Here is a 25,735-nt window from a genome sequence, read left to right on the forward strand (position 1 = left end):
TAATTAAAAATGGTTGAAGTTATAACTGATATAAAACTGGATAATGTTTTTCCTGCTATGCCCGCATTTCAGGAAGGAATTCGTCGTGCTCCCAGCCGCGGCTTTCATTTAAGCAAAGATCAGACAAAGGTTGCGTTAAAAAATGCGCTGCGTTACCTGCCCAAAGAACTGCATGAAAAAGCTGCACCAGAATTTCTACAGGAACTAAAGACATACGGTCGTATTTATGCTTACAGATGGCGTCCACAGGGTCGTATCTATGGTAAACCTATCGATGAATACAACGGTAATTGCCTTGAGGGTAAAGCCTTTCAGGTTATGATTGACAACAATCTTGACTTTGAAGTAGCCTTATACCCCTACGAGCTTGTAACATATGGTGAAACAGGCAGTGTCTGTCATGACTGGCTTGGTTATCATCTTATAAAAAAATATCTCGAAGTAATGACTAATGAACAAACACTTGTAGTTGAATCGGGTATGCCGCTGGGGTTATTTCCTTCCAAGCCCGATGCTCCACGCGTAATAAATACTAATGCTTTGATGATTGGCATGTTTGACAATGAAAAAGACTGGGAAGTCGCTGAAGAAATGGGTGTAGCCAATTATGGTCAGATGACTGCCGGCGGCTGGATGTATATTGGGCCGCAGGGCATTGTCCATGGTACATATAATACCTTATTAAACGCCGGCCGCATGCATCTTGGCATTCCTAATGACGGTGACTTACGCGGTCATATTTTTGTCAGTTCCGGTCTTGGCGGCATGAGTGGTGCCCAGCCTAAGGCCGTAGAAATCGCTAACGGTGTCGGTATCGTTGCCGAAGTAGACTATTCACGCATTAAGACACGCCTTGATCAAGGCTGGGTCGGTAAATGTTTTTCTAATCTTGATGAAGTCTTTGCCTGTGCTAATAAACATGTACAGGCTAAAACTACTGTTTCCATTGCTTATCATGGCAATATTGTTGATTTACTCGAATATATCGTTAAAAACAATATAAAAATAGATTTGATGAGTGATCAAACCTCCTGCCACGTTGTTTATGAAGGTGGTTATTGTCCTCAGGGCATTACCTTTGATGAACGTACCCATATGCTGGCTGAAGATCGTGAAACATTTGAAAAACTTGTCAATAAAAGCCTGCGCCGCCACTATGAATTGATAATGGCCTGCGTCAAAAATGGCACTTACTTCTTTGACTATGGTAATTCATTTTTAAAAGCTATTTATGATGCCGGTGTTAACGAATTATCCAAAAATGGTATTGACGAAAAAGACGGCTTTATCTTACCGTCTTATGTTGAAGACATAATGGGACCACATCTATTTGATTATGGCTATGGCCCATTTCGCTGGGTATGCCTGAGCGGCAGACATGAGGATTTAATAGCCACCGATAAAGCTGCCATGGAATCAATTGATCCCAATCGCCGCTATCAGGACAGAGATAATTACAACTGGATTCGCGATGCTGAAAAGAATAAAATGGTTGTCGGCACCCAGGCCCGTATTCTCTATCAAGATGCTGAAGGACGCATCAATATAGCTCTTAAATTTAATGAACTGGTACGAGAAGGAAAAACAGGACCGATCATGCTGGGCCGTGATCACCATGATGTCAGCGGCACCGACTCTCCTTTCCGTGAAACTTCCAATATAAAAGACGGCAGCAATGTCATGGCCGATATGGCTGTACAATGTTATGCCGGCAATGCGGCCCGCGGCATGAGTATGATTTCTCTGCATAATGGCGGCGGCACTGGCATTGGCAAAGCCATAAACGGCGGCTTTGGTCTTGTTCTTGACGGCAGTAAGCGTGTCGACGATATTATAAAATCAGCTATGCTTTGGGATGTAATGGGCGGTGTTGCCCGCCGCAATTGGGCACGTAATCCACATGCCATAGAGGTATCAAAGGAATTTAATAAAAAATACGCTGGTAAAGGGCATATAACTATTCCATTTGTTGCCGATGATGGGTTAGTAAATAATTTTGTGGATAAGATGTTTAATAAATAAATATAGTCATTAATATATTTTTACCATCAAGTTACATCTTTACATTTATTTTCTTGACATCATGCGAAATACCGTATATACTTATCATCATAAAAGCAATGGTGCTTATCTTTTTTAGGAAAGGGATAAGTGCCATTTTTTTTATTTTTATATAAATGAATCCATCATTAAAAAATATATATTATTTAATTAAATCATTTATCATGCTAGGAGGAAATTATGGGAGCATTACTTAACGCTTTTACACCCAAAGGAAAAATAAAACCAGTATATATCTTTATAATAGCTGCTGTTGCTTTTGGTATAATTCTAGGAATATGGTCAGCATTTACGCTAACTGGTGCTGTGGACGCTTTTTTTCTGCCGCCTCCCACAGCTGTAGTTAAAACGGCAGCTGATTTATTTATGCGAGGGGATTTTTTGAATGATATAGGGATAACAGTTTTCCGTGTCATGACTGGATTCCTTATCGCAGCAGTTGTAGCATTACCTTTAGGTGTTATGATAGGAACTTATGCGCCTATAGCAGCTTTTTTGGAATATGTAGTATCTTTTATTAGATATCTACCCGCTTCAGCATTTATTCCATTATTTATTCTATGGATAGGCATAGATGAACCAGAAAAAATTGCAGTAATAATATTAGGTAGTTTACCACAGCTTATTTTGATGATAGCTACTAATGTGCGAAATGTTCCTAGATCAATGATTGAAGTTTCTTATACACTGGGAACATCAAAAGCTGATGTATTATGGAAAATAATTCTGCCTAAGGCATTGCCTGACATTATGGATACTTTTAGAACGGTCCTTGGCTGGGCATGGACTTATGTAATTGTTGCTGAATTAGTTGGGGCTTCATCAGGTATAGGTTTTATGATCATACAATCACAGCGCATGATGAATACTGCTAACATTTTCGTGGGGATTTTATCCATTGGATTTATAGGAATGTTTATAGATGTTTTATTTAAAATCTGTCATAAAAAGTTCTTTTTTTGGAATGATTAGTGTGAAAAGAAGGAGATATAAATGCAAACTAAAGATGTAGAAAATGAAAATATGGGATTGTATGTTAATAATGTGACTAAACTTTATAATACTGAAAAAGGCAGTATTTTGGCGTTGGATGATGTCAGCTTGCATGTACATCCCCATGAATTTCTGACTTTGCTTGGTACTTCTGGCTGTGGAAAGTCTACACTGTTGCGTATAATATGCGGTTTGGAAAAAACTACTGCTGGTGAAATTATAAATCAGGGAAATAATATAACAGGTCCGGGATCTGATAGAGGCATGGTTTTTCAGGCATATAGTCTATTTCCGTGGATGACAGTTTCTGAAAATATCCAATTTGGTTTGAAACAAAAGAAAATTCCATCAGGAAAAGCTCGGGAAATTGCAGACCATTATGCTTCACTTGTAGGATTAGCTGATTTTTTGGGGCAATATCCTAATTCACTTTCTGGTGGGATGAGACAAAGAGTAGCTATTGCGCGCGCTTTAGCCAATGATCCAGATGTATTACTATTGGATGAGCCTTTTGGTGCATTGGATATGCAGACCAGAGGTGTTATGCAAGAACTACTGCTTGATATATGGCAGAAATCACCTAAAACAATTATTATGGTGACACATGATATTGAAGAAGCGGTTTTTTTAGCAGATAGAGTAGCTATTATGTCAGCACGTCCTGGAAAAATAAAAGAAATATTGGATATACGTCAAGGACTTCTTCGACCACGTGATTATCATGTTAAAACTTCACCTGAATTTATTAAATATAAAAGTCATGCGGCAGCTGTAATTCGTGAAGAAAGTATGAAAGCTTTAAGATAGTAATTATTATATATTGGAGGAATAAAAGATGAGATTTAAATGGCAAAAATTATTAGCAGTAGTTATGGTATCTACAATGATGGTATTTGCTGCAGGTTGCGGTGGAAATAGCACTGCAAAATCTGAATCAGATAAAATTATTATTGGGCAATCTTCTTGGATAGGTTTTGCACCGCTTTATATTGCAGAGGAAAAAGGGTTTTTTAAGAAACATGGTGCTGATGTCCAGATTCAAGCTATTGAAAGTAAGACAGACAGCAAAACAGCTTTGGCAGCTAATCGAATTCAAGGGGTATCGACTGATATTTCTACGCAAGTTATGAATGCTGCTGCGGGTATTAATCTGGTACAGATACTTGCTCTGGATACTTCTGCTGGTGGCGACGGAATCGTTGCCAAAAAACAGTATAAAACTATTGAGGATCTTAAAGGGAAGAAAATTGCTTTGGATACTACCGGTGGGGCAGATTATTTTTGGTTTCAGTATTTACTACAAAAGAAAGGTATGACACTTAAGGATTTTAAAGTGCAGAATATGTCTGCTGGTGATGCTGGAGCTGCTTTTGTCGCTGGAAAAGTGGATGCTGCCATTACATGGCAGCCATGGCTGTCAAAAGCTGAAAAAACACCATTTGGGCATACTTTAATGGATAGCAATGCTAGCCCCGGTGTAATTGTAGATACTTTTGCTATGAAAAAGGATTATGTAAAAAAACATCCCAAAGTGGCTAAAGCCATTGTCGCCGGATGGTATGATGCTATTAATTACATGAAAACAAATCCCAATGATGCTATAATGATTATTGCCAAAAAAATTGGAGAAAAACCTGAAAGTGTAAAAAGTGAATTAAAAGATGTAAAATTTTATGATAAGGCTGGTAATCTTAAATACTTTGGTACTGTTGATAAAAAAGGAGAATTTTATGAAGTTACCGGCTTGGCTGCTAAGTTATGGAAACAGCTAGGATTAATAAATAAAGATGTCAAGGCATCTGACATAATCGATGGCAGTTTTTTGCAGGCTGAATAATAAAATAAAGCAACAATATATTAGGGAAAATTAAAAATAAAAGAGGCAGCGGACAAAGATATTTAGTGAATGAAGATCGTTTGTCCGTTGTCTCTTTTAGTTAAAACAAGGTGATTTATTACCACATATTATTTTTTACCATATTGCCCCTAATAGGTCAGATTATCCCAGTTCTGGGTAAGATTCCATGCATTATCGGCGTTATTGTCACATCAGGATCATGCCAGATAGGCTATATTCAGCTGATTGCATTTCTGCATAAGAGGGATAATATCTACTTTATAATATAATAGCTGAAAAAGTTTTTTTTTAATGTAAAAATATCTTTAATATCATAATAGAAAAATGTATAATAGGTGAGCAATATATTATTTTATAATAAGAGGTGCTTGACTATGCGACTTAGAAAGGTCGTCATTTTTTGTTTCATGATTTTAGTATTTGCTTCACAATCTGTTTTTGCGTTTGGATTTATTAGCGAAAGTTCTCAGAATATTATAAAACAGACATGGAGTGCTCAGACATTGGACCAGCTTAAGGATGGAGTTGTGGCAGTGCCGGAATCAGCAGTCAATGATTATTTGCAGTCATTGATTAGTAATTATCCCGAGTTTAAAAGTATTAAATTTGCTATTCATTCAAATAATAAAATAGAAGCAGATATAGATACAGAAACTTCAGGGATGGTAGACTTGCAGGGAACTATAACACAGTTTGTGCAGAATAAGGACAATTCGCTGATGATTGTTCATATTGATAAAAAAGAATTAGTGGGAAGACCAGTTACATCGTGGTTTTTTTCTCGAATGAGCATAGGCATGCTGACAAAGTTGTTTGGCAATCCATTGAAGGATAATCAATATGGTGTGGTAGCAGCTGTTGATGGGAATAATATAACAGTGAATTTTAAGCCGTTTATTGACCACTCACCTTTAAAAGAAGTGACAGTAATGGGAAACAGTATGGCAGATATTATAAACATAGATAGTGTTACTACGGGAGAAAAGGTGCTGTATCTGCATACTTCATTTAATGGTAGTAATATGTTGTACAATGTTGTTAAAAATATTTTGTGATAATAATAAAATGTCGCTGACGTAATTTGATCTGTAATAACGTCAGCGACATTTTTAACTGTAATAATATTTTATTATTTACTCATGTGCTTTATGACATAATCAACAGGACGGCTCCAATCAACATAAACATTTGTATTTTCCCAAAGACGGGTCAGAGCTAATTTGAAGTTTTCTAGATTTTCTAATGGTTTTATAGTTATTGATGTAAAGTCATGCATTGTTTTATGGGGAACCTGCATAGTTAGATTTTTAGAAAAAAAATCTTTTACCGATTTTACGGCTTGTTCTGATTTTAAAAATACATCAGCTTTTTTTTCTTTGATATAATATTCAATATAACCAACATCACTGTAATCTTCTAAGCAGTAATAATTGACCGCAACGCGAAATGTCTTATCCATTTAAGTAAATACCTCTTTCTATTAATTATTGTCAAGATTTTTGACAAATAGGTAAAATATCAGGTCTGTTTTATGATAATGGTATATATAGTTAATCGCATTGCACTGATAAATGCAAACGGAAAAATGCGGTATGAAATTTTTTAAACGGCAACTTTATGTCCCTGTTGTTTAAAAAAAGCTGAATAGGAACATAGGTGGTATTTCTATTTAGTACGATGCGAATAATTAATATATATTATGAAAATGAAGATTTTTATAACAGTGCTTTTAGATCATTTATAAATAACCTAATTTAATTTTACCAAAAATAAATCAATAGCACAACAATATATAAATTCTGGTGATTTGTCAAGTCTTGCACCACAGTTTTATTTGTGATATTATTATCACAGAGTTTATAAGCTTTGTTATGCCTGTAATGTTTGTAGCTTTTTAATTATGTCTAACCTTACTCTATTCAAAAAGGAACCTGATTTTGATGTATAGCTGCTGGATCGTCTTGAACGAATAGCAAAAGTATAGTCTTAGGGTACCGCCCTGCATATATGCAGGTATAGGCATGTAGGAAGATACGGCATTTTGGGCATAATAAAATACCACCCTTTATGGGTGGTATTTTTTTATTAAAAATAATTTTGTATTTTAGACAAATAAAGCTATTTGGTCAGTTTCGTTCATGCCGTTAAGGCAGCCGTGTTCACGTAGTATTTCTATAGAAGGTGTTGGTACACCAGCACGTTTTTTCAGATCATCTATTGAAGAAAATTCACCTTTTTTTCTTGCTTCCACAATATTATGTGCAGCTGTTATTCCTACTCCCGGAAGTGATGAAAGCGGCGGCAGCAAAGACTTTTTATGCATGATGAATTTATCAGCAGAGGATTCATATAAGTTTACTTTTTCTATGCTGTAACCACGCAGATACATTTCCCAAGACAATTCCAAAACAACTTGAAGGCCTTTTTCTTTGACGGAAAGTTTTTTGATTTTTTCCTGTGAGGCAAGTTCATCAAGTTTTTTTCTTATGGCATTTTTTCCCTGAGCAATAAGATGAGCATCAAATTCATCAGCCCTGATGGAGAAATATGCAGTATAAAAAGCTAAAGGATAATGCACTTTGCAGAAAGCAATACGATATGCCATCATGACATAAGCTGTTGCATGTGCCCGCGGGAAAAGGTATTTTATTTTCTGGCAGGAATCAATAAACCAGTCAGGAATACCGCCTTCTTTTAGTTTGGCAACAACATCATCTTTTATACCGCGTCCTTTACGGACATTTTCCATTGTTTTAAATGCCAGGAGTGGCTCTATACCCTTATGCATAAGGTACATCATAATATCATCACGGGCTGATATAGCATCAGAAAGAGTGCAGGTCTTGTTTTTAATTAAGTCTTGGGCATTGTTTAGCCATACATCAGTTCCGTGGGAGAATCCGCTTATGCGCACAAGGTCACTGAATTTCTGTGGATGGGTATCATCGATCATTTGGCGGGTAAAAGGAGTACGAAATTCGGGAATGCCAAAAGTACCGGATGTTGCGCCTAATTCTTCTGGGGTAACACCTAATGCATCAGTAGAGGAGAAAAGACTCATAGTCGCAGGATCATCGAATGGAATAGTCTTAGGATCACGATGAGTAATGTTTTCCAGCATTTTTATAACAGTAGGATCATCATGTCCCAGAATATCAAGCTTTACCAGACGGCTGCTTATTGAATGATAGTCGAAATGTGTCGTTATAGTTGCAGTATCTTTGTCATCAGCAGGATGCTGGATCGGGGTGAAATGATGGACGTCCATGTTGCGCGGGATAACCATAATACCGCCAGGATGCTGGCCAGTAGTTCGTTTTACACCAGTACAGCCGGCTACAAGACTGTTAATGTATGCATCACGTTTTTTTAATCCTTTATCATTGAAATAACCTCGTACATACCCATATGCCGTTTTATCAGCAACGGTTGCTATGGTACCGGCACGAAAAACATTATCTTTGCCGAAAAGTTCTTCTGTATATTTATGGGCAACTGGCTGATAGTCACCGGAAAAATTTAAGTCTATATCAGGAACTTTATCGCCATCAAAGCCCATAAATACAGCAAATGGGATGTCGTGGCCGTCTTTTATCATTTTTGTGCCGCAGTAAGGGCAGTTTTTGTCTGGCAGGTCGAATCCGCAGCCATAAGATCCATCAGTAATAAATTCGCTGTTGCGGCATTTTGGACAACGCCAATGCGGTGGCAGCGGGTTTACTTCTGTTATATCAGTCATAGTTGCTACAAAAGATGAACCTACTGATCCTCGCGAGCCAACAAGATAACCGTCATCAAGAGATTTTTTTACAAGTTTGTGGGCGATTAAGTATAATACAGCAAAACCGTGACCGATAATGGATTTTAATTCCAGTTTAAGTCGTTCTGATACAATTGGTGGGAGATTTTCCCCGTATAATATTTTAGCTTTGGCATAGCTCATATCATGAATCTGCTCATCAGCACCAGGGATCATAGGTGAATATAAATCATCAGGGATTGGTTTTATAATGTCGACCATTTCAGCAATTTTGCGAGGATTTTCTACTACTGCATTATAGGCAAGTTCTTCCCCAAGATAATCAAACTCCTTGAGCATTTCTTCTGTTGTACGTAAAAATAATGGTGGCTGCAGATCAGCATCCTTGAATCCTTTTCCCGACATAAGGATTGCGCGATAAATATTGTCTTCAGGATTCAAGAAATGAACATCGCATGTAGCGATGATCATTTTGTTAAGTTTACGAGCCAGTTCCACTACTTTTAAGTTTATTTTTCGCAGATCATCATCATTTTTTATTTCAGGAAAATTATCACTGCGTACTAAAAACTCATTATTACCAATGGGCTGTATTTCAAGGTAATCATAAAAAGAAGCAATTTCAAGCAGTTCATCATCATTTTGACCGGCAACTATGGCGCGGATTAATTCACCGGCTTCACAGGCGGAACCAACGATTATTCCCTCCCGATATTCTGATAAGATTTTTTTAGGGATACGTGGGCGTTTTTGCAGATATTTTAAATGAGATAAGGATACAAGCCGGTAAATGTTGCGTAGGCCAATGGCATTTTGTGCCAAAAGGATGATATGATTAGCACGTTTTTGTTGTTCATCATATATTAAGTAGCCTTCAAGACCATATATGATTTTTATATTAAGTTTTTTATCAGCAATAGTTTTAGCAGCTTCAGGAAAGGCTTGAACTACTCCATGATCTGTTATAGCAATTGCCGGCCAACCCCATTTTGCAGCTGTACAAATGAGATCCTTGGCAGAAACTACTGCATCCATATTGCTCATATGGGTATGGGCGTGCAATTCAACACGTTTTTTGGCAGCATGATCCAGGCGGGTTTTCATTTCTCCCTGATAAATACTGCTGGGCATTATGACGAAATCATTGTTGAAACTATCAAAACGTATACTGCCGGCAACTTTAACTATTAAACCATTGGATAAATTATTATTAACGCGTTCAAATTCAGTTTTGTCTTTGAAAAATATTTTACAGTCTATACCATTGGTTTTGTCAGCTAGTTCAAATGTAAGTAAATTGTTACCAGTCTTAAATTCACGATTGGTTATATTATTAATTTTTCCCAGTAGCACAGCAGTTTTCATTTCACCGTCTATTTCGTCAATAGGCATTATATTTCCTGTGATACGGCGACCATATATCCAGCCTGGATCAGTGCTGTTAGGTGGTGGCCCGGATTGACGTCGGTATCCGCTGCCATAAGAAGATTTGTAAGTTTTGGCAGCAGGAGCTGTTTTTTCGTCGGGTTTGTCAATAATTGGTGGCGGTGTATAATCAACCATTATATATTCACTTTGTTCTTTGGCTGTTTCTACATTATCAACAGCATTAAAAGTGACACGGCATTCTAAGTCGAGTAATTCGTATATGGTGTCCTTCAATGTTTTATTAACACTATGGGCATGAAGAATTTCTTCGGCGATGTCACCTTTTATTTCCAAAGTAAGCATATTGCCATCAATAATATGCTGCGAAGTACGCAGCAGAGCCTTTACGGTGGGATTTCCATTAGAAGCAGCTGTGATTATTTTTGACCAGTTCTTATCAATTTGGGCAGCAAAATCAATAATATCCTGATAAAATATAACTTCATTCACACCGCAGTTACCGGCAATAAAGCTGGCAGCTTGTTCCAGCATTTCTTCTGGTAAATATTTGTAGGTGTTTAAAAGAATTTCCCATGTATTATTTTTTAAGTCTATTTCCACATGTTTTATAGTACAGGCTTTTAATAGAGCCATAAATTGTTCATTTAAGGGAAGAGAATCAAGTAAATGGCGGAATTTATCACCTGATTGCGGAATGATACGAAATTTACTCATAAATTATCAAGTGCCTCTTTCAAAATGATTCATTAATATAATGTAGCACATATTTTATATTAATAAGTGTGATGTGTTATTTATTGTTTCTATATAAAATTTGTCATATTTATCATTATAAGACATTATATTGTAAGCGGTGTTGCTTTGGCTTATTGACCAGATATACTGAAGAGGAATATGGACAGTAGATGATAAAATAGCCCTGTTTACCCCGCCATGCGCGATAATAGCTACATTCTTACCATTATTTGCGGCAATAATTTTTTTTAAAGATTGCATAGCTCTGTGTTGTACTTCGGGGAAACTTTCTCCCTCGGGAATATTTACAGACAAAGGGTCGTCAAAAAAATTTTTTATGACATTAGGCCATTTTTTGTTGATATCCTCAAATAACATTCCTTCCCATTGTCCAAAATTCATTTCACGTAAATTTTTAGTTGGCGTGAGTGGCAGGTTAAATTTTTTGGCTATTATTTCAGCTGTGCAGCGTGTCCGTTTTAAATCACTGCAGTATACAGCATCAAGTTTAGTTAAGGGAAAGTTTTCAGCCAGTTTTTTAGCTTGAGCTATTCCTTCGGGAATAAGAGCAATGTCGGATTGTCCTTGAAAACGTCCTTCTATATTCCAATTAGTTCGACCATGGCGGATAAGGATAATTTTTGTAAGCATGAATTTTTACTCCCTGTGGTAAGTAATAGTGTTTTATTGATAGTAGGTTATTATAGAAATATAAAGAATATATATATTAGCTTTTTAATAAGCTTTTAATAGTATAACATATTTTGTGGTGCTAAAATACAGCATATATAATTAGTACAAACAACTCGCTTATTTCGGTGGTGGCACCGTATACATCTCCAGTAAGGCCGCCTAGTTTGCCGGTCACATACCGACAGAAGATAAAAGCAAAAATGCTGACAAGGATGAGGGAATAAAGTCCCTGCCAAAAGTATGGATAATTAATGATAAGACATATAATTACCGATGATAAAACTATATAAAGTGAGTTCTTATTGGAATAAAGAGAAAAAGCTTTGCCTAATCCTTCTTTGCGGGCATAAGGAAATAAAGTTATTCCTATTACCATAGACAGCCGGCCAATGACGGGCATTAGGAATAAGGCACTGCATAATATGAATGGATCTGTAGCTGTATATGTATAAAGAGCTGCTATCGCAGAATATTTTCCCAATAAAAGCATTATGAGTGATGTGGTTCCGTGAGCTCCGACACGGCTGTCTTTCATTATTTCCAGCATGCGCTCTTTTTTTCTACCAGATAGTAAGCCGTCCATGGTGTCAGTATAGCCATCACAATGTATTGCACCAGTAGATATTATATTTAAAGTCAAAAGGAAAAAACTTCCCAGCAAAACAGGAATATTTATATTAAATATATGCGGAAAAACTGTAAGTAATATAAAAGCTCCTAAACTATTGATGATTCCTAAAATAGCCCCAATAACAGCAAAATATTTGACACTGCTGCCACAAGCCTGTTCAGTCCATGAGGCATTATATTTTATAGGAATCCGGGTCAAAAAAAGTAATCCGGTAAAAAAAGAATTCAAGAATAAAAACACCTTCTTCTGAAAAAATTGGTTTGTCTGTACTGTATATATGCAGCTAAAAAAATGCTGTCAGCAATGGCATAGTTTATTTTATTTTTAACGGAATACCGGAAACGATAAAATAAACTTTATCGGCAGCCTGGGCTGTATATTGGTTGCAAAGACCAGCTATATCACGGTACTGTCTAGCCAGCTTATTTTCGGGAACAATTCCTGAGCCAACTTCATTGGTGACAAAAACAGTAGTGCCAATGTGTTTTTTTGCGGCCTCGATAAGTTTTTTAATAGCGGTAAGAATTTTATTCTGGATTTTTGCAGGAGTCAATTTTTCTATATCATATGAGCAGATAATATTGCTCGTATATACAGTCATGCAATCAAAAAGAATGGCAGGAAAGTCTTGGCATTGCTCAATAGCATTTTCTGCATTAAAAGGGGCTTCTACAGTATACCAGTCATCAGCACGGCGTTTTTTATGCAAGGCTACGCGCTGCTTCATTTCTTCATCAAATATCTGGGCAGTGGCAATGTAGGCTTGGGGTTTTCCCTGGCTTTTTACTAATTCTTCAGCAAATTTGCTTTTGCCGCTGCGGGCGCCGCCTGTTATTAAGATTATTTTACCCATAAATGCCTCCGGTTATAAAAGGTTTACCTTTTATTGAATTTATGATACAGTAGAAAAGATTTAATTGAATATTTCTTGTTAGGAGTATAAAATATGCTGGTTTATGAAAAGATTACTAATATAACGGCAAAGTTTAAAAATAATGTTGTTGTTTTGGGAACTTTTGACGGTGTTCATATAGGTCATCAAAAGATTATAAGACGGGCTACGCAGCTCGCTGAAAAAATAAATGGGAAAAGTATTGTATTTACTTTTTCTAATCATCCGCTGGAAATAATAGCACCTGAACGAGTGCCGCGAAAAATAAGCAATAATAGATGTAAAGAGAAAGAATTAAGCGAATTGGGAATAGATATACTAATGAATATTCCTTTTACAAAAAAATTTGCTGATATATCACCGGCCGATTTCCTTAAGATGCTTCAGGAAAATTTGTCACCGCGATATATAGTGGTTGGCCCTAACTGTACGTTTGGCTATAAAGGAGAAGGAACACCACAGTTTCTCCAGGATAAAGAAAAAGAATATGGATTTATAGCAGAAATTCCTGATGCAGCATATCTTCATAATAAAATAGTAAGCAGTTCCCGGGTTCGGCATGCATTGCTTGATGGGAAGTTGGCACTGGCTAATGAATTGTTGGGGCATCCTTTTTATATAGAAGGTGAAGTTGTACATGGGGAACATCGCGGTCATATTTTAGGAATACCAACAGCAAATATATATATATCCGATAAATATGTAATGCTTCCTGATGGTGTATACGCAGCATTAGTATATGTTGGCGGGAAAAAATACCAAGGTGCTGCCAATATAGGTGATAATCCAACATTTAATGTTAAAGCTAGACGGGTCGAAGTAAATATATTTGAATTTGATAAAGATATTTATGGACAGACCATAAAAGTGTGTTTTTTGAAAAAACTGCGTGGCGAAGAGAAATTTTCGTCTGCGGCTAAATTGATAATTCAGATGAATAAAGATATAGAAGATACGAAGAATTATTTGAAAAATTATAGAGATAGCCGAATAGATAATATTTTACCATGATTTTGCAGCGGCAACTTTTATTTTTATTGCAGGAACAGGATTTTTGTTGGTAATGACGGCACTTGTGTCTATATTGTTGTGGTTTAGGATGTTGTCGTCCAATTCAGCGGTGTCATTATACATTGCCTTGTCAGCTTCTTCATCATCCAGGGGCAGGGATGTTAGCCTTACACCTACAAGATAATCCTGCATGGAATCAAGCTGGAGCAAAAGACGTTCTTTAGGGGCTGTCTTTAAATTATATATAAAATACATTTTTCCATCAAGCATAGTTTTGGTGCCCTTACCAAAGACAGATTGCATTTTGTAAGGGGTAGCACCAAGACGTATATTGTTGTTCAGCTGGTATTTTCTGTCAGAAATAATTATATCGACAATTTTGCCTGTTTTTTTGGCAATGCCTATTTGGGTATTGTCATGGTAAATATAGTATTTCACAGCTCTTCCATAGACAAAACGGTCATCACTGTACCAGGGCGAGCCAAATGTTTTCAGCATGGAATTATAATTATCCTGGAGTTTTAAGCCATTGCAGGTAAATGTTGTATTAGTGGGAACGCTTGTCATTCCCATAGTAAATACAGCAAATGACAAAGTTATAAATATCGCTAGAATTGATCGTAAACGCATGAAAGTACCTCCGTTTAAATTTTGTTAATGCAATAATTTCAGTATAATGAAAAAATATCTTGTGGTCAATAAGATGGATAATAATGTTTTAGGAGAATTAATAATGCCGGATACAAATATAATGATAAAAATATCTGTGATTATTGCTATGAAAAATGCTAGAAAGTATATCGGTCGGGCAGTTGATAGTGTATTAGCACAATCATTGGAAGAAATAGAGCTTATTATTGTAGATGATAATTCCACTGATGGAAGTGGTGAATTTGTTAATGAATATTATGGATGTATAGAAAATATACATTTGTTTTATAATAAAGGGGTAACTGGCCCTGGAGTATGCCGTAATATTGGGTTAAAACACGCAAGAGGACAGTATATTGCTTTTATCGACAGCGATGATTTTATCGAAGAAAAATTTTTTTTGACGCTATATGATATAGCTGTGAAATCAGGGGCAGAAATAGCAGTATGTGGTTTTGAAAAAGTCAGTGATGATGGTTATTTACGCTCATATGTACCGGAGAAAGGAGTATTTGCTGGTGGGCCGGCTTTAATAGAGTATATCAATAAAATAGAATTTGTTGTATGGAATAAATTATATCGGCGGAGTTTTCTGGAAAAAAATAATATAAAGTTTTTATTACCATGTTATGGTGAAGACTGGTTGTTTTGCCTGACAGCAATGTTTTACGCGGAAAAATATGTTTGTACAGATGAAACGCTTTATTATTATTATCAGCATTATGATTCGATTTGTCATAAATGTATTACCGTTGAAGATTTTTCGCATATATACGAATTTTTTATTTGTCTGGATAAATTTATAAAAATACAACATAATCTAACAAAAGAAATGAGTCAGGAAATAGAAAGCAATTTCTTTTTTGGAATATTAACATGCTATGTTGTTCCTTTTTATAAAAAAGCAAAACCAGAGGAGCAGAAATTGTTGCGGGGAAAAATTGCTGCTGAATATTTTGGCAGAGGAACACCAATAGTCGGTATTATGCTTGACGCGGTAATAAAATTATTTAATTGTGTGGTGAATGATATAAGAAAATAGATTATTTATGAAAATATCCCTTTACTATAAACAATTGTTTATAGTAAAGGGATATTTTCATTATGGATAAGAGTACCTGATGAACTAGCAGGAGAGTGAATTTTATAAAACTGCCTCCAGCCCCTGTGTTTCAAAAGCATTGACTATGTCGAGTAGTTTTGTTTTTGCCGGATTGTAGTCTACGGTTGTTTCGCCTTCATTAGCATGGATATGGACAAATAATACACCAGACATTCCCAAAAGTATTTCTTCCATTTTTTTGGCAGTTTCTGAAGTATAACCTTTTACAATAAACTGCAGACGGGTATTTTTCCCCATTGATTCACAGCCGCATTCTTTGCACATGATAAAATCACTCCTCTAAAATAGAATTCTTACAGGGTAATAGATACCCCTTTTTCAGCTAAAAAATATTTATAAAATCAATTATACCCATATATTTATTATCATACAAGCTCCCCTAGGGGTTAGTATGGGTTAAAATATAAAAAAGTGATAAATGTAATGTAATTTTTTTATAAATAATTACATTTTGCAATTATAAATTTAATGATATTTTGATAAATTTATAATTGTAAAAAAATTGCAAATGATTTTATAACAGATTATTTTATTAAAATATATTTGAAGGGAGAAAAAAGATGGTTTATGTAATAATGGTAAGCCATGGTGAACTGGCGCCAGGGCTTCATACAGCTGTTCAAATGATTGCGGGAGAACGTGAAAATGTTTTTTCGACTAGTTTAAAGGATGGAATGTCAAATGATGAGTATGCAGAAAATTTCGAAAAAATTCTACAAAATATAAAATATGAAGATAAAATCATATTATTGGCAGATATTATAGGTGGGTCTCCATTGACGACGGCAGTAAATATATTAAATAAAAAAAGATTGCTGCCAAATAGCCGGATATTTGGTGGAATGAATCTGCCAATGGCTTTGAATGTGATATTAGGTGGTAAAAATGTTTGCGATGATATTCCTTTGTTGTTGAAAGAAGCCCAAAATGGGATAAAAGAATTTATAATCGAAAATGATGAAATAACAGATGAAGATATTTAGGAGAGATTTATTATGTCAATTACATTTGTCAGAGTAGATGATCGGATGATACATGGTCAGACCTGTACCCGCTGGGCTTTAGAATATCCCTGTGATGGTATAGTAGCAGTTAATGATGCTGCTGCTGTTAATTCGGTATTAAAAGCAGCATATAAAAGTGCTTCCGGTAAAAAGACTTTTGTTTGGACTATGGAAGCATGGCAGAAAAAATGCCAAAAAGTTTTAGACAGTGACAGCCGGTATTTTTTGATTACAAAAAATCCGCTTGACATGAAGAAAATTCTTGTAGATCAAAGATTTGTCCCCGGAGTAAAAACTATAGTAATAGGTCCATGCAATGATCGGCCTGGAGCGGTGGAACTTGGTAATAATCAGTCAATAACACAGGAAGAAGCACAAGCACTTGAAGATATAATGCTGGCAGGATATGAAATAGAATTTGCTCTTATAAAAGAAAAAGCAATTGGGAATTGGAAAAAGTTTCGCGGGCAGTTTGGTTTTAAATAATTCGTTGTCCTGCTTAGTATTATACAACTAAATTATGAATTACAGTTGTATCTTAAAGGTGTTTTAGCTGCTTATTGGAAGAATTTATATATTTTTTTGAAAGAGGGGAATTTTTATGGAAATTAATTTATTCCAAGCTATTATATTAGGAATTTGTGCCTGTCTGTCAAGTATGCCTGGATTAGGAGGAACGACATTTGGTAATTATACATTAGGCCGCCCGCTGGTAGCTGGACTCGTTGTGGGATTAATTTTAGGTGATGTAAAAACAGGGATAATAATCGGTGCGGCTATTCAGGTCATTTATATAGCACTTGTAACACCAGGAGGAACAGTATCTGCTGATGTTCGTGCGATAAGTTATATTGGGATTCCTTTGGCTATCTGTGCGGTAAAGGGGATGGGGCTTGATCCTAATACAGCACAGGCCCAGTCAATGGCAGCGGCACTGGGAGCAGCTGTTGGCACACTAGGTACAGTTTTATTTTATGGGACAGCAACGATGAATCTTATATGGCAGCATATTGGCTGGAAAGCTGTAGAAAAAGGTGATTTTAAAAAATTATATCTTGTTGATATGGGACTGCCGTGGATATCGCATATCATATGTTCCTTTCTGCCAACCGTAATAATAACAATGGCAGGGGCAGGTATGGTTGATATAATGAAAGCTTATCTGCCAATGGATGGAATAGCTATGAAAACTTTGTTTACAGTAGGCAGTCTACTGCCAGCAGTTGGGATAGCCATATTATTAAAACAGGTTGTAACTAAGATGATAGATTTTGTAACATTTTTCTTTGGCTTTACATTGGCTGCCTGTCTGGGACTCAATCTTATTGCAGCAGCTATCATAGGCTCATTTTTTGCGGTGATAAATTATAAGATAATAATGCTGCAAAGTAAAAAAACAGCATCAGCCTCTGGACCTGATAATAATGACGATGATGAGGAGGATATATAATTATGAAAAAACTATCAAGAAAGACTTTGAATAAATCTTTTTTAACATGGTTTTATGGTAATCTGACCTGCTTTTCACAAGAACATATGCAGACTTTTGGCTATTTATGTGCGATGCTTCCAGTTGTAGAAGAATTGTATGATGATAAGGAAAAACAAAAGGAAGCGATGCATACTTACACGGCTTTTTTCAATACAGAACCGCAGATTGGGACAATGGTAGTAGGGATGACAGCAGGATTAGAAGAAGCAAAGGCTAATAATCAGCCTATAGATGGAGAGGCCATAAACGGTATACGGGCTGGACTTATGGGTCCGTTAGCAGGAATTGGTGACTCAATGATTGTTGGTACTTTGATCCCTATTTTGCTGGGGATTGGTTTGGGACTATCTGGCGGAGGTAATCCATTGGGAGCAATTTTCTATATTGTTGTGTGGAATGCATTGATGTGGTTTGGAATGAAATTTGCATATTTTAAAGGCTATGAATTAGGTGGCAAAGCCGTTGAAATATTGGTTGGAGAACAGGCTAAGGCCATACGTGATTCTATAATAATGATTGGGACGATAGTAATGGGGGCCGTAGCGGCCTCTTGGATAAATATTCATACATCGCTGGTACTTCCGGGCGGCGGTCACTTACAAAAAACACTTGACGGAATTTATCCTAAAATGCTTTCAGGAATAACAGTTGTATTTTGCTGGTGGCTCATGACTAAAAAGAATATTTCACCGACAATGGTTATGCTGCTGCTGGCAATTATAGCATTTGTAGGTGTTTTAGCAGGTTTTTTCAACCCTGGATTATCATATTGATGCTGTCCTGTTGTTGTACGAGGTATTGAAAATGAATTTATTGGAAAAAAATAATCTGGATTTTGAAGCTGGAATGCAGCTGAAAATGATAGGGAATTTAGTAAAGTGGTTTCGGTTCCTTATAGCACTATCAGCAGTGGGAGTGGTTTTGATCTGGTGGGGAATAAGTAAAAATGAAATCCATATAATTGCTGAATTAAGTGGGATGTTGTTTATCTTTATATCTATTGCCAGCGCGTGTGTTGTAGCTAAAGGTATTCGCAATGGACGTAAAAATGTGGCTAAGATATTATTTTTGACCAGACAAAATATTAAATAAGAAAAAGAGGCTGTTTTCCGATAATTTAAGATACGGGGGCAGCTTCTTTTTCTCGTATATAAATTTTGCCGCAAAAATAGCAAAATAAAATTGCGCCAGCATATTATGTTAGCAGGTCTTTTTGCTTATGATTTTATCTTGCGTTAGGTGAAAAGTAAATATATTATAATGTATAGTTTATGAATTAATTTAGTGGATTGTAAGAGTGGGCAGACATTGCGGATATAAACAGGATTCAGGATAAATTTATTAGGGAAAACAAGCATGAACAATAAAAAAGTATTATATTATTTAATTATTATTATATTATTAGCGGTAGCGATCGGCATAGCTACTGTATTTATAAAGCATGTATTGTCACAAGACTATTCAGCAAGAAAATATGAGCATCGTAAAAAATTCGGGGCGGTATATATGACACTGAATAATCCTTTTTATGAAATTATTAATGACGAAATACGTACAACTGTGGAAAAAAATGGGGACGTGTTGTTGACCAGGGATTCTGCACTTAGCGTAAAAAGGCAGACAAGGGAAATACAAGAACTCATTAATGATGGTGTGCAGATATTATTTTTGAATGCAGTAGACTGGAAAAAGATGAAACCAGCATTGGAAATTGCCTATAAGGCACATGTGCCGGTAATTGCTATTGATACAAATGTTCAGGATGAAAAATATGTTGCCTGTACAGTTGTTTCTGATAATTATGAGGCGGGGGTACAATGCGCAGAACATATGCTGTCTCACTTATCAGGCGGCAATATTGTATTGATAGAACATTCACAGGCCAAGTCAGCAGTTGATAGGATAAACGGTTTTACTGATACGATAAGAGGACATTTGGCTTTTAAGGTGATTGATTCGGCTGAATGCAAGGGACAGCTTGAGCTGGCGATGCCGGCTATGGAAAAACTTATGAAAAGACATAATGATATTGAAGTAGTGATGGCGTTGAACGATCCAGCGGCAATGGGGGTAATGGCTGCTTTGAAGAATGCCGGGCGGTTGTCTAAGATAAAAGTATATGGAGTTGATGGAGCTCCTGAAACTAAGGAAATGATAGCCAAGGGAAATATGACAGCTACGGCAGCCCAGTCACCGCGCAGATTAGGACAAATTGCTGCTGAAAAGGCATATGAAATATTAGCTGGCACGAATAGAAGGAAATTGGTGGAATTACAAACAATACTTCTTACCAAAGAAAATATAGATAAATATAATGTCGATGGATGGGATTAAAAATGAAAAACAACAAATCGGCAGTAGCCATACAGTATATTCTATACATTTTTAATGCCGCAGTCGTTTTATTTTTTGCTGCGTTTATGTGTATTACACAGATAAAAATAAATAATTCTTTGTTGGCAAGAACGTTTTTGGCTTCGCTTGATGCACCACCTTGGCCAGTTCATAAAATTTTGTTTTTAACAATAGGATCATTTTTATTATTAATTATTTTTAGTAATATATATCAACACTGTGTTATACATAAAATGGGAAGGAAATATATTGTACTCTTTCTGGAAATATGTACTTGCCTTATTGTTATGAGAAGTATAAACATGGCCTATAATGGGGTAGTTTTGATCATCGTAGCTGATTTGGTCAGTGGCTATCGGGGGAAAAATCAACGAATAATACTGATACTGGCAATGCTGGGGCTTTATTTAATCGCCAGTTATAATCTGGCTGTATTCCAGCTGAAGATGGTACCGCTTGAAGCATATATTTCTTATTATGATCCATTGGCACAGGGCGTATTAAAAGCTGCCTGTAATATATTCACTGCTTTTAATATGATAGTATTTGTTTTATATATAATTATACTAGTGCAGAATCAACATCAGGAAAAGGAAAGGATAAAGTCCTTGAATGAAGAGCTGAATATAGTTAATGAAAAGCTTAGATTATATGCTATTGAAGCGGAGAGTATGGCAGAAACACGGGAGCGTAATCGGCTGGCAAGAGAAATTCATGACACTTTGGGGCATGCGCTTACAGGTATAATAGCAGGTATAGATGCCTGTATTGCAACAATAGACGAAGTGCCGGAATTTACCAAGAAGCAGCTTCCAGTGATTAATAACATAGCACGCCATGGCATGAATGATGTTCGACGTTCAGTGAAAAAGTTAAGACCGGATAACTTGGAAAGATTTTCTTTAAAAGAAGCTCTGCTGCAGATGACAAGAGAATTTTCTATTACTGCGGGTATTGATATACTGTTAAACTGTAACTGCTGGCCGCAGTCCTTACGTGAAGACGAAGAAGAAATCGTTTATCGAGTTATTCAGGAAGGAATAACCAATGCTAACAGACATGGTAAAGCCCGGCATGTTTTGATCAGTATACAGCAGCAGGTAAATTGGCTAAATATTATGATAAAAGATGATGGTAGGGGGTGTAACAATATTGTCAAAGGATTTGGACTGCGTCATATGCAGGAAAGAATAGAGTTATTAAAAGGTCGGCTGGAGTATAGAAATGATAGTGGTTTTATTATAGAAGTATTTATACCAATAGGAAAAAGAGGTGATGAATAATGATCAAAGTGATGATAGCTGACGATCAGGAACTTATTCGTGAGAGTTTGAAAATCGTATTAAACATGAATCCTGATATGAAAGTTGTGTCTGTAGCAGAAAATGGTTCTAAAGTAATGCGGGTTTTGGAAAAGAATAAACCAGATATTATATTGATGGATGTAAGAATGCCGCATATTGATGGGGTGGCATGTACGAGATTAATAAAAGAAAAGTATCCAAATATCAAAATTATAATTTTGACGACGTTTGATGATGATGAATATGTATACAATGCATTAAAATATGGAGCCAGCGGATATCTGTTAAAAGGAGTATCTGTGGCAGAACTTTCCAATGCTGTACGTACTGTCATAAATGGCGGAGCGATGATAAATGTGAACATAATAACTAAAGTAGTTAAGTTGTTTTCTAAAATGGCGCAGAGTAATTTTTCTATTACTGTAACAGAAAACGGTATCGCTGAATTGACACGTACGGAAAAAAAAGTAATATGTTACGTGGGAAGAGGCTGTTCCAATAAGGAAATTGCGATGAATTTAAACTTATCGGAAGGAACTGTACGCAATAATTTAAGCTCAGTACTCAGCAAATTGGAACTGCGTGATCGTACTCAGCTGGCTATATGGGCAGTCCAGACTGGGATAAGTAATAAATTGGAACATGATATTCAGGATGGGCAGAATGTTTTTAAAGAAAAAATATAGACTAATAGGAATAAGTGTACTGCTGATATTTAGTTTGTTATGGGGTATAGAGTATTATCGTGAACATAAAGATGGTAAGGTTATTATCCGTGTAGGAATTTTTTCTGGCAGCAACTGGAACGTTCCGGCAGGAGATTCTTATAAGGTAATAGATGCTGCTATAAAAGATTTTGAAACGAAGAATCCGTATGTAAAAATTGTTTATGTGAATGGAATTCCTAAAAACGAATATGCTGAATGGTTGGCTGAGCAGGTGTTAAAAGGACAGGAACCAGATGTCTTTATGGTTTTATCAGATGATTTCAATTTGTATACATCAATGGGACTATTGGAAAATCTTGATCATTTTATAGACAGTGACAAGAACTTTTCCTGTGAAGAATATTATAAATCTGCTCTTGATTATGGAAAGTATAAACAGCAGCAATATGCACTGCCCTTTGAAAGTATACCAACACTGATGTTTGTAAATAAAACGTTGCTCAAAAGAGAAAGAATTCCTATGCCTTCAAATAAATGGACGTGGCAGGATTTTATTAATATATGTCGTAAAGTTACCAAAGATACTGATGGAGATGGCGTTATTGACCAATTTGGCTGTTATGATTATACATGGCAGCAAGCAGCTGTTACTGACGGAGTAAAACTGTTTAGGGATGATGGAAGATATTCATACTTTGCCGATGATAAAATGAAGGATGTTGTAAAGTTTATGATTGCATTAAAAAAGATAAATCATGGGTATAAGGTGACTTCCAAGGATTTTGACACAGGAAAAGTGGCTTTTAGACCATTTACGTTTGCCCAGTATAGAACTTATAAGCCTTATCCCTGGCGCATAAAAAAATATTCTTCTTTTGAATGGGATTGCATAAAACTGCCAGCAGGACCATCAGGAAAAAATATATCTCAGTTAGATACACTGCTTATAGGAATGAGCAGTCGTAGTACTCATAAAAAAATTGCTTGGGAATTTCTCAAAGAACTCTGTTATGAGGAAAAAATTCAAAAACTTGTTTTAGAAGATTCAGAAGGTCTTCCGGTAATAAAAAAAGTTGTAGAATCAGATACTGCCGGAAAAATATTCAGAAACTCTATGCCTGGTGATGAAAAAATGAATGTAGCAGTTGTAAGTGAGGTTATGCGAGGTGCTGCTGCTCCACCTAAGTTTAAGAAATATGCGATAGCTATGCTGATGGCTGATAATGAAATAGGAAAGATTATCCAGGGGACAATGGCTTTCAATAATGCACTGAATAAAGTGCAAAAAAAAATAAATGACTTTTTGCAGAAATGATAAATTATGGACGAGGGAGAGTATATGATATATAAAGCAGTTTTTTCTGATATTGACGGGACGGTTATTAATTCTAAACATCAATTGTTGCCCAGTACCGTAGCTGCGGTGCAGCAAATTGTGAGTCGTGGGATTATATTTGTATTAGTGTCAGCCCGCATGCCGGGAGCAATTATTCCCCTTGCAGATAAATTAGGGCAAAACATTCCGCTTATAAGCTATAATGGAGCTTTGATTTTACTGTCGGATAAGAAGAAGTTTTACAGTAAGTATCTGAAAGCGGATGTAGTAAAAAAAATAATAAAAGAAATTGTACAGTATTCGAATACGGTTGCGATGAATTATTATACTGATGATAAATGGTATGTACAAAATATTAATGACCCATATGTGAGAAGAGAAATAGAAATTACCGGAGTTGAGCCATGCCAGTGTGGCTTTGAAAAATTAGTAATAGATAAAATACTGCCGCATAAACTTTTATGTATGGCAGCACCTAAAGAATGCCAGCAGCTGGAAAGGCACTTGTCCGGCAGATATAAAGAACTCACAGTTATAAGGTCAGGTGATACTTTGCTGGAAATAATAGACAGTACTGTTTCTAAGGCAGAAGCAATAAAGTATTTTGCTGGACAGTTTAATATAAGAAAAGAAGAAATAATTGCTTTTGGTGATAATTATAATGATATTGACATGCTGGAATATGCAGGAATGGGAATAGCAATGGGAAATGCACCAGATGAAATAAAACGGGCTGCTAAGATGGTAACTGATTCAAATGATTCAGATGGTATATATAATGCACTGAGAAAGCTTAAAATAATTAGTTGAGGAAGATGTAATAATTATAAAATGATTTGAAATCAGTTAAATTGACAAACATATAAAAAGAACATATAATCAAAAAGAGTGTCAAGACATATTTGACACTCCTTATAATATTCACTGCTTAATAAATATATTTTACTATTGAAATAAGCGTATCTGTCATAATAACAGATGATAAACCGCTGATTTTATTAAAATATTAATATCTACCGTAGGAACTACGGGAAGTTACGCCTTTGGAGAGATAAAACAAAACCTGAGTTTTTATTCTCAATGAAGCAGGAATTTAATAATTTTAGTTATGAGGATTTAATATCGAGAAACAAATAAATTTCATTTATCAAATGAAAATTTCTAAACATGATTATTTATGTATTTGTAATAATAGATTAAGAAATTAATTCATAGATGATGATTTTTAAGCTTCATAGGGATATTAACTCCGTCTAAATAAGAACGCTATTTATAAGGGAGAGCATAATTATGTCAGAAAAGCGTAGTATTTTAACCGAGGAAGGCTTAAAAAAACTTGAGAAACAATTAGAAAATTTGAAAAGTGTTCGTCGTATAGAAGTAGCTCAACGTATAAAACAGGCTATCGATTTTGGCGATATTAGTGAAAACTCGGAATATGATGACGCTAAAAATGAACAAGCATTTATTGAAGGAGAAATTCTTCGTTTAGAAAAAGTCCTGCGCGAAAGTGATGTTATCCATGACACATCTAAAGATAGCAGTGGAGTAATCCGTTTAGGAAACACAGTGGTAATTCGTGATATGGAATTTAATGAAGATGAAACATATACAATAGTAGGGTCCGCAGAAGCAGACGTTACAGAAGGAAAAATTTCTAATGAATCCCCAGTAGGAGCAGCAGTATTGGGACATAAAGTCGGTGATACTGTTGATGTAAAAGTGCCGACTGGAATATTAAAATATAAAATAATGGAAATGAAGTAATGGAGGATATAA

At 35.8% G+C, this 25,735-nt stretch carries 25 protein-coding genes and 1 other RNA gene; 19 read left to right on the top strand and 7 right to left on the bottom strand.

The genetic code is table 11. The features are described from left to right. The first annotated feature begins 9 nt into the window (after positions 1-9). From I6760_RS08480 to I6760_RS08500, 5 genes are all read left to right on the top strand, one after another. Positions 10-2,022: a urocanate hydratase gene (locus tag I6760_RS08480; RefSeq protein WP_196594032.1), complete on the top strand. Its 2,013-nt coding sequence runs from the start codon at positions 10-12 to the stop codon at positions 2,020-2,022. Positions 2,023-2,241: 219 nt separating this feature from the next. After that, the gene (locus I6760_RS08485) at positions 2,242-3,033 is read left to right on the top strand and encodes an ABC transporter permease (RefSeq protein ID WP_196594033.1); all 792 of its coding nucleotides are present in this window, start codon (positions 2,242-2,244) and stop codon (positions 3,031-3,033) included. Positions 3,034-3,054: 21 nt separating this feature from the next. Then, on the top strand, positions 3,055-3,861 hold the full coding sequence (locus I6760_RS08490) for an ABC transporter ATP-binding protein (protein WP_196594034.1): 807 nt from the start codon (positions 3,055-3,057) through the stop codon (positions 3,859-3,861). A 28-nt stretch (positions 3,862-3,889) separates the two neighbouring features. Beyond that, positions 3,890-4,891: an ABC transporter substrate-binding protein gene (locus I6760_RS08495; protein WP_196594035.1), complete on the top strand. Its 1,002-nt coding sequence runs from the start codon at positions 3,890-3,892 to the stop codon at positions 4,889-4,891. A gap of 395 nt (positions 4,892-5,286) precedes the next feature. Next, positions 5,287-5,967 (top strand): hypothetical protein, encoded by a 681-nt coding sequence (locus I6760_RS08500; protein WP_196594036.1) that lies wholly within the window; start codon positions 5,287-5,289, stop codon positions 5,965-5,967. Between the two features lie 74 nt (positions 5,968-6,041). Here I6760_RS08500 and I6760_RS08505 read toward each other — a convergent pair whose 3' ends face one another. Further along, positions 6,042-6,371 (bottom strand): hypothetical protein, encoded by a 330-nt coding sequence (locus I6760_RS08505; RefSeq protein ID WP_196594037.1) that lies wholly within the window; start codon positions 6,369-6,371, stop codon positions 6,042-6,044. 410 nt (positions 6,372-6,781) lie between these two features. Here I6760_RS08505 and ssrS point away from each other — a divergent pair. Continuing rightward, positions 6,782-6,964, top strand: a non-coding RNA gene (gene ssrS / locus I6760_RS08510) — 6S RNA. Positions 6,965-7,016: 52 nt separating this feature from the next. Here ssrS and I6760_RS08515 read toward each other — a convergent pair. The 4 genes from I6760_RS08515 to cobU all read right to left on the bottom strand — a co-directional run bounded on the left by I6760_RS08515 (position 7,017) and on the right by cobU (position 12,973). Continuing rightward, on the bottom strand, positions 7,017-10,775 hold the full coding sequence (locus tag I6760_RS08515; RefSeq protein ID WP_196594038.1) for a PolC-type DNA polymerase III: 3,759 nt from the start codon (positions 10,773-10,775) through the stop codon (positions 7,017-7,019). A 54-nt stretch (positions 10,776-10,829) separates the two neighbouring features. Next, a complete protein-coding gene (gene cobC / locus I6760_RS08520) occupies positions 10,830-11,447 on the bottom strand; it encodes an alpha-ribazole phosphatase (protein ID WP_196594039.1) in 618 nt (205 codons plus the stop codon). A 121-nt stretch (positions 11,448-11,568) separates the two neighbouring features. Continuing rightward, on the bottom strand, positions 11,569-12,348 hold the full coding sequence (gene cobS, locus I6760_RS08525) for an adenosylcobinamide-GDP ribazoletransferase (protein ID WP_196594040.1): 780 nt from the start codon (positions 12,346-12,348) through the stop codon (positions 11,569-11,571). 85 nt (positions 12,349-12,433) lie between these two features. Further along, the gene (gene cobU / locus I6760_RS08530) at positions 12,434-12,973 is read right to left on the bottom strand and encodes a bifunctional adenosylcobinamide kinase/adenosylcobinamide-phosphate guanylyltransferase (protein WP_196594041.1); all 540 of its coding nucleotides are present in this window, start codon (positions 12,971-12,973) and stop codon (positions 12,434-12,436) included. Between the two features lie 93 nt (positions 12,974-13,066). Here cobU and I6760_RS08535 point away from each other — a divergent pair, with 93 nt between their 5' ends. Next, the gene (locus tag I6760_RS08535) at positions 13,067-14,023 is read left to right on the top strand and encodes a bifunctional riboflavin kinase/FAD synthetase (protein ID WP_196594042.1); all 957 of its coding nucleotides are present in this window, start codon (positions 13,067-13,069) and stop codon (positions 14,021-14,023) included. On the opposite strand, the gene I6760_RS08540 is transcribed toward I6760_RS08535, so the two are convergent. Continuing rightward, positions 14,015-14,653, bottom strand: coding sequence for a hypothetical protein (locus I6760_RS08540; RefSeq protein ID WP_196594043.1), 639 nt, complete (start codon positions 14,651-14,653; stop codon positions 14,015-14,017). The two genes, I6760_RS08535 and I6760_RS08540, sit on opposite strands and share 9 nt — an antisense overlap. A 46-nt stretch (positions 14,654-14,699) precedes the next feature. Between I6760_RS08540 and I6760_RS08545 the strand changes: the two genes are divergently transcribed. Then, on the top strand, positions 14,700-15,716 hold the full coding sequence (locus I6760_RS08545; protein ID WP_196594044.1) for a glycosyltransferase: 1,017 nt from the start codon (positions 14,700-14,702) through the stop codon (positions 15,714-15,716). Between the two features lie 102 nt (positions 15,717-15,818). Here the strand turns inward: I6760_RS08545 and I6760_RS08550 are convergent, their stop codons facing one another. Then, entirely contained in the window at positions 15,819-16,061 is a 243-nt protein-coding gene (locus I6760_RS08550) for a heavy-metal-associated domain-containing protein (RefSeq protein WP_196594045.1), read from the bottom strand. Positions 16,062-16,357: 296 nt separating this feature from the next. Here I6760_RS08550 and I6760_RS08555 point away from each other — a divergent pair, with 296 nt between their 5' ends. From I6760_RS08555 to greA, 11 genes are all read left to right on the top strand, one after another. Then, the gene (locus tag I6760_RS08555; RefSeq protein WP_196594046.1) at positions 16,358-16,780 is read left to right on the top strand and encodes a PTS sugar transporter subunit IIA; all 423 of its coding nucleotides are present in this window, start codon (positions 16,358-16,360) and stop codon (positions 16,778-16,780) included. A gap of 12 nt (positions 16,781-16,792) precedes the next feature. Then, positions 16,793-17,287, top strand: coding sequence for a PTS system mannose/fructose/N-acetylgalactosamine-transporter subunit IIB (locus I6760_RS08560; RefSeq protein WP_196594047.1), 495 nt, complete (start codon positions 16,793-16,795; stop codon positions 17,285-17,287). Positions 17,288-17,402: 115 nt separating this feature from the next. After that, on the top strand, positions 17,403-18,251 hold the full coding sequence (locus I6760_RS08565; RefSeq protein ID WP_196594048.1) for a PTS mannose/fructose/sorbose/N-acetylgalactosamine transporter subunit IIC: 849 nt from the start codon (positions 17,403-17,405) through the stop codon (positions 18,249-18,251). Between the two features lie 2 nt (positions 18,252-18,253). After that, positions 18,254-19,066, top strand: coding sequence for a PTS system mannose/fructose/sorbose family transporter subunit IID (locus tag I6760_RS08570; protein WP_196594049.1), 813 nt, complete (start codon positions 18,254-18,256; stop codon positions 19,064-19,066). 31 nt (positions 19,067-19,097) lie between these two features. After that, positions 19,098-19,385 carry a hypothetical protein gene (locus I6760_RS08575; RefSeq protein WP_196594050.1) on the top strand — a complete coding sequence of 96 codons (288 nt, stop codon included), beginning with the start codon at positions 19,098-19,100 and terminating at the stop codon, positions 19,383-19,385. A gap of 264 nt (positions 19,386-19,649) precedes the next feature. After that, positions 19,650-20,627, top strand: coding sequence for a sugar ABC transporter substrate-binding protein (locus I6760_RS08580; RefSeq protein WP_231036172.1), 978 nt, complete (start codon positions 19,650-19,652; stop codon positions 20,625-20,627). Between the two features lie 308 nt (positions 20,628-20,935). Continuing rightward, positions 20,936-21,931, top strand: coding sequence for a sensor histidine kinase (locus I6760_RS08585; protein ID WP_231036174.1), 996 nt, complete (start codon positions 20,936-20,938; stop codon positions 21,929-21,931). Beyond that, positions 21,931-22,638: a response regulator transcription factor gene (locus I6760_RS08590; protein WP_196594052.1), complete on the top strand. Its 708-nt coding sequence runs from the start codon at positions 21,931-21,933 to the stop codon at positions 22,636-22,638. The genes I6760_RS08585 and I6760_RS08590 overlap by 1 nt, the downstream gene beginning before the upstream one ends. Further along, a complete protein-coding gene (locus I6760_RS08595) occupies positions 22,616-23,935 on the top strand; it encodes an ABC transporter substrate-binding protein (protein ID WP_231036175.1) in 1,320 nt (439 codons plus the stop codon). Before I6760_RS08590 ends, I6760_RS08595 begins: the two co-directional genes overlap by 23 nt. Positions 23,936-23,959: 24 nt before the next feature. Then, positions 23,960-24,766 (top strand): Cof-type HAD-IIB family hydrolase, encoded by an 807-nt coding sequence (locus tag I6760_RS08600; protein WP_196594053.1) that lies wholly within the window; start codon positions 23,960-23,962, stop codon positions 24,764-24,766. A 480-nt stretch (positions 24,767-25,246) separates the two neighbouring features. Continuing rightward, a complete protein-coding gene (gene greA, locus I6760_RS08605) occupies positions 25,247-25,723 on the top strand; it encodes a transcription elongation factor GreA (protein ID WP_196594054.1) in 477 nt (158 codons plus the stop codon). Positions 25,724-25,735 lie beyond the last annotated feature (12 nt).

This window comes from Pectinatus sottacetonis (genome assembly GCF_015732155.1).
Classification (GTDB): Bacteria; Bacillota; Negativicutes; order Selenomonadales; family Selenomonadaceae; genus Pectinatus; species Pectinatus sottacetonis.